We start from the raw sequence: 1,455 nt of genomic DNA, 5'->3' as shown, positions 1-1,455 counted from the left end.
GCCTCGAAGCCGGTCCGCGTGCCGGCAGCGGGCGCACCCTCCTCGTCGTCGAGACCGCGGGCCCCGGCCGGCCTGCAGCAGGCCCGAGCCTCGTCGAAGCGATCGAGGCGGCGCTCTCGGGCCGGGCCTCCGCGCTCTCGGTCGACCTGAACGGACCGGCCTCCGACGCCGACGCGCCGGGCCTGACGGATCTCGTCGCCGGGGAGGCCGCCTTCCTCGACGTGATCCAGGCCGAACGCGGCTCCGGGCTGCACCGGATCGCCGCCGGCTCGCTGGAGACCGAGGTGCTGCTCGAGGAGCCGGACGCGGTGGCGATCACCGTCGAGGCGATGGCCGAGGCCTACGACTGGGTGGTCTGCCGCCTGCGGGCGGAGCCGGGCGCGCACGCCCTGCTCCCCGCCCTCGGCGGCCTGATGGACAGCGTGATCATCGCCTCGAACGCGGCCCTCGACGATCCCGATCTCGGCGACCTGTTCGCCAGCGCCGAGGATTCCGGCGCGGGCCAGGTCCTCGTCGCCCAGGACCGGCCGGCTCAGGCCCGCGCCGTCCGCACCGAACCGATGGCGCTGCGCCTGTCGGCGGCGTGACCGGAGCCCCGCCGTCTCCGTGCGGAGACGGCGGGGCCTCGAGCCGCTTCAACCGCCCTTCATCCGCCGCAGGCGCCGGACGAGGGCGAACAGGCGCGGGTCGCGCTTGATCCGGCGCTTGAGCCGGGTAAGCCGCGTCGCCACGAACCCGTAGGCGTGGCCGCGCAGCGTCACCGGCAGCGTCGCCTCCACCAGCGGGATGGTCTCGTCGCAGACGCTCGCCTTGTAGCGGGCCTCGCCGACGCCGAGGTCGAATGCGCGGCGCCCCTGCGCGGCCTGGTCGCGCACGAGGTGATGGAGCAGCAGGTCGCCGGGGCTGAAGCGGGCGATCTCGGGGTCGGCGTCGAACGCCGTCATCATGCCGCTGTAGCGCGCCCCGTCGACCGCCCCGCCGAAGGTCGCGAGCACGCGGCCGGTCGCCTCCAGCACCAGCGCGTGGATCTCGACCGCCGGGTTCTCGCCCGCGGTGGCGGCCGTGAGGAAGGCGCGGATCGCGGGGTCGGCATAAGGGTCGGCGATGCCCATCGCGGCGAAGCGTGCCGCCTTCTGGGCGTAAAAGGCCGACAGGAACCGCGCGGCCTCGGCGCCGTCGGCGGCCTTGCGGTAGGCGAGGGCGCCGTGCGCCTCGACGAGGCGCTTCTCCTTGGAGCGCAGCTTCTTGCGCGCGTCGGCGCTGAAGGCGCGCTTGAGCGTCGATTCGGGATCGGGCCCGAGCATCATTCCGTAGCCGTCGCTCGGCGCCGCCTCGCCGCGGATCGCCAGCGGGTTGACCGCCCCGTCCCAGGTGCGGGGCTGGTGCCCGAGCGCGTAGACGTCGATGCCGGCGGCGCGCCCGACCAGGCCGAGCGCCGCGATCACGTCCTCGGCC

General features: G+C 75.1%; 1 protein-coding gene and 1 pseudogene. One reads left to right on the top strand and one right to left on the bottom strand.

Annotated features, from left to right (window positions below; genetic code table 11):
- Positions 1-587: pseudogene (locus tag FV223_RS30955) on the top strand (lipopolysaccharide biosynthesis protein); the annotation flags it as partial.
- A gap of 48 nt (positions 588-635) precedes the next feature.
- Here the strand turns inward: FV223_RS30955 and FV223_RS27465 are convergent.
- The coding region (locus FV223_RS27465; protein WP_147729852.1) for a GNAT family N-acetyltransferase at positions 636-1,455 on the bottom strand (820 nt) is incomplete at its 5' end.

The sequence above is a fragment of the Methylobacterium sp. WL116 genome, assembly GCF_008039455.1.
Lineage (GTDB): Bacteria > Pseudomonadota > Alphaproteobacteria > Rhizobiales > Beijerinckiaceae > Methylobacterium.
The sequence above is the reverse complement of the archived record's forward strand: the minus strand, read 5'-3'. Positions and strand labels throughout refer to the sequence as shown.